This window comes from Paenarthrobacter sp. NPDC057981 (assembly GCF_042886835.1).
Taxonomy (GTDB): domain Bacteria; phylum Actinomycetota; class Actinomycetes; order Actinomycetales; family Micrococcaceae; genus Arthrobacter.
The window spans coordinates 1-3,812 of record NZ_JBHVQI010000048.1 but is presented as its reverse complement, the minus strand read 5'-3'; the positions used below and the strand labels follow the sequence as shown (position 1 = coordinate 3,812).

1 protein-coding gene and 2 rRNA genes are annotated in these 3,812 nt (G+C 55.7%); all 3 read right to left on the bottom strand.

The features are described 5' to 3' along the window. Nucleotide 1: 1 nt before the first annotated feature. A 5S ribosomal RNA gene (gene rrf / locus ACFVSI_RS22010) occupies nt 2-118 on the bottom strand. Between the two features lie 161 nt (nt 119-279). Then, a 23S ribosomal RNA gene (locus ACFVSI_RS22005) occupies nt 280-3,424 on the bottom strand. A gap of 132 nt (nt 3,425-3,556) precedes the next feature. Beyond that, a partial coding sequence (locus ACFVSI_RS22000) for a hypothetical protein (protein ID WP_387828586.1) occupies nt 3,557-3,812 on the bottom strand: 256 nt, incomplete at its 5' end.

The window sequence follows — 3,812 nt, the reverse complement described above, 5'->3', positions numbered from 1 at the left end:
TGTCCGGCGGTGTCCTACTCTCCCACACCCTCCCGGGTGCAGTACCATCGGCGCTGTGGGTCTTAGCTTCCGGGTTCGGAATGGGACCGGGCGTTTCCCCCACGCTATGACCGCCGTAACCTTGTTACCCGACCCTGGCCCCGTGCGGGGGTGGGTGGGAAGACTGTGGTTACAACATTGTGGTGTTGTTATTGAGTTGTTGGTTCCTGTGACCGTGCCCCGTTCGGGGGTGGGTTGTTGGTTGGGAACCACATAGTGGACGCGTGCAGTGTGTGTTGTGTGGTGTAAGTTGTTGGCCTATTAGTACCGGTCAGCTTCACGAGTCTTTAGTCCTCGCTTCCACATCCGGCCTATCAACCCAGTGGTCTGGCTGGGGGCCTCTCACACAATATGTGTATGGAAATCTCATCTTGAAGCGAGCTTCCCGCTTAGATGCTTTCAGCGGTTATCCCATCCGAACGTAGCTAATCAGCGGTGCACTTGGCAGTACAACTGACACACCAGAGGTTCGTCCGTCCCGGTCCTCTCGTACTAAGGACAGCCCTTCTCAAATTTCCTGCGCGCGCAGCGGATAGGGACCGAACTGTCTCACGACGTTCTAAACCCAGCTCGCGTACCGCTTTAATGGGCGAACAGCCCAACCCTTGGGACCTACTCCAGCCCCAGGATGCGACGAGCCGACATCGAGGTGCCAAACCATGCCGTCGATATGGACTCTTGGGCAAGATCAGCCTGTTATCCCCGAGGTACCTTTTATCCGTTGAGCGACGGCCATTCCACAATGTACCGCCGGATCACTAGTCCCGACTTTCGTCCCTGCTCGAGATGTCTCTCTCACAGTCAAGCTCCCTTGTGCACTTACACTCGACACCTGATTGCCAACCAGGCTGAGGGAACCTTTGGGCGCCTCCGTTACTTTTTAGGAGGCAACCGCCCCAGTTAAACTACCCATCAGGCACTGTCCCTGACCCGGATCACGGGCCGAAGTTAGATGTCCAAAGTGACCAGAGTGGTATTTCAACGATGACTCCACCCGAACTGGCGTCCGGGCTTCAACGTCTCCCACCTATCCTACACAAGCCACTCCGAACACCAATACCAAACTATAGTAAAGGTCTCGGGGTCTTTCCGTCCTGCTGCGCGTAACGAGCATCTTTACTCGTACTGCAATTTCGCCGAGTTTATGGTTGAGACAGCGGGGAAGTCGTTACTCCATTCGTGCAGGTCGGAACTTACCCGACAAGGAATTTCGCTACCTTAGGATGGTTATAGTTACCACCGCCGTTTACTGGGGCTTAAATTCTCAGCTTCGCCCACAAGGGGCTAACCGGTCCTCTTAACCTTCCAGCACCGGGCAGGAGTCAGTCCGTATACATCGTCTTGCGACTTCGCACGGACCTGTGTTTTTAGTAAACAGTCGCTTCCCCCTGGTCTCTGCGGCCCACACCCGCTCACGGAGAGCAAGTCTCCATCACGGGGCAGGCCCCCCTTCTCCCGAAGTTACGGGGGCATTTTGCCGAGTTCCTTAACCATAATTCTCTCGATCGCCTTGGTATTCTCTACCTGATCACCTGTGTCGGTTTGGGGTACGGGCGGCTAAAACCTCGCGTCGATGCTTTTCTAGGCAGCATAGGATCACCGGATCCCCCCAAACGGGAGTCCCATCAGATCTCAGGCACGTGCTCGAAGCACACAGGAACGGATTTGCCTATCCCTGACCCTACATCCTTAGACCGGGGCAACCATCGCCCGGCCCGGCTACCTTCCTGCGTCACACCTGTTAATACGCTTACCTCCCGGGATCAGGTCCCGCGCTCGGCCAAAACCCACAACACCACAAGGGTGAGCGGGCAGGCTCCGGGCGGTTAGTATCCCCCGCTTGGCATGGGCGGTTTTTCGCCGGTACGGGAATATCAACCCGTTGTCCATCGACTACGCCTGTCGGCCTCGCCTTAGGTCCCGACTTACCCAGGGCAGATTAGCTTGACCCTGGAACCCTTGATCATTCGGCGGACGGGTTTCTCACCCGTCTTTCGCTACTCATGCCTGCATTCTCACTCGTGTAGGCTCCACCGCTGGTTTCCACCGCGACTTCACTGCCCACACGACGCTCCCCTACCACTCCACACCCCTGAACCACGAAGGCTAGGGTACTGTGTGAAATCCACAACTTCGGCGGTGTACTTGAGCCCCGCTACATTGTCGGCGCGGAATCACTTGACCAGTGAGCTATTACGCACTCTTTCAAGGATGGCTGCTTCTAAGCCAACCTCCTGGTTGTCTTCGCAACTCCACATCCTTTCCCACTTAGCACACGCTTAGGGGCCTTAGTTGGTGGTCTGGGCTGTTTCCCTCTCGACTATGAAGCTTATCCCCCACAGTCTCACTGCTGCGCTCTGACTTACCGGCATTCGGAGTTTGGCTGACGTCAGTAACCTTGTAGGGCCCATCGGCCATCCAGTAGCTCTACCTCCGGCAAGAAACACGCAACGCTGCACCTAAATGCATTTCGGGGAGAACCAGCTATCACGGAGTTTGATTGGCCTTTCACCCCTACCCACAGCTCATCCCCTCCATTTTCAACTGAAGTGGGTTCGGTCCTCCACGACGTCTTACCGTCGCTTCAACCTGGCCATGGGTAGATCACTCCGCTTCGGGTCTAGATCACGCCACTACACTCGCCCTGTTCAGACTCGCTTTCGCTACGGCTACCCCACACGGGTTAACCTCGCGACGTAACACTAACTCGCAGGCTCATTCTTCAAAAGGCACGCCGTCACCAGAATCAAACTGGCTCCGACGGATTGTAAGCACACGGTTTCAGGTACTGTTTCACTCCCCTCCCGGGGTACTTTTCACCTTTCCCTCACGGTACTGGTCCGCTATCGGTCATTAGGAAGTATTTAGGCTTATCAGGTGGTCCTGACAGATTCGCACGGGATTTCTCGGGCCCCGTGCTACTTGGGATACTCTCCAGGCGGCACACAACATTACGGTTACGGGGCTCACACCCTCTCTGGCCGGCCTTTCAAGACCGTTCACCTATGCACGCACTCTCACCTCACTGGCCCGGCAGAACCAGAACGGAAAGTCCCACAACCCCGCCCATGCAACGCCCGCCGGCTATCACACATGGAAACGGTTTAGCCTGATCCGCGTTCGCTCGCCACTACTAACGGAATCACTCTTGTTTTCTCTTCCTGCGGGTACTGAGATGTTTCACTTCCCCGCGTTCCCCCCACGCACCCTATGTGTTCAGATGCGGGTCACACAATCACCTTGCAGCGTTGTGCGGGGTTTCCCCATTCGGACATCCTGGGATCAACGCTCGGTTATCAACTCCCCCAGGCTTATCGCAGATTCCTACGTCCTTCTTCGGCTCCTAATGCCAAGGCATCCACCGTGTGCCCTTAAAAACTTGACCACACAAACATGATCAAAAACTTACTCGAGAGAACCACGACCACAAGGGCCAGGTTCATTCATAAGAAATTGCTGTAGAAACACACCCACAACGTGCGTGTGTCCCTAGATGCTCGCGTCCACTATGTAGTTCTCAAACAACAACCCCATCAACCAGACCACCACACCCCAACAAGGGCCCGACAGTACCGGAAGCAGGAACAAAAGAAACACCAGAACGGTCTCTCCCTGCATTGCTGCAAAAAGGTCCTGTTGCCTCAGGACCCAACAGTGCGCCAAACACAACCCCCACAACCAGCACCCCGGACACGTTCCCAACAACCACACCCCAAAGGGCTAAGCTGCCGTACTGGCACCAGGACACCACCATAAAGGCCATGCCAAAAAAT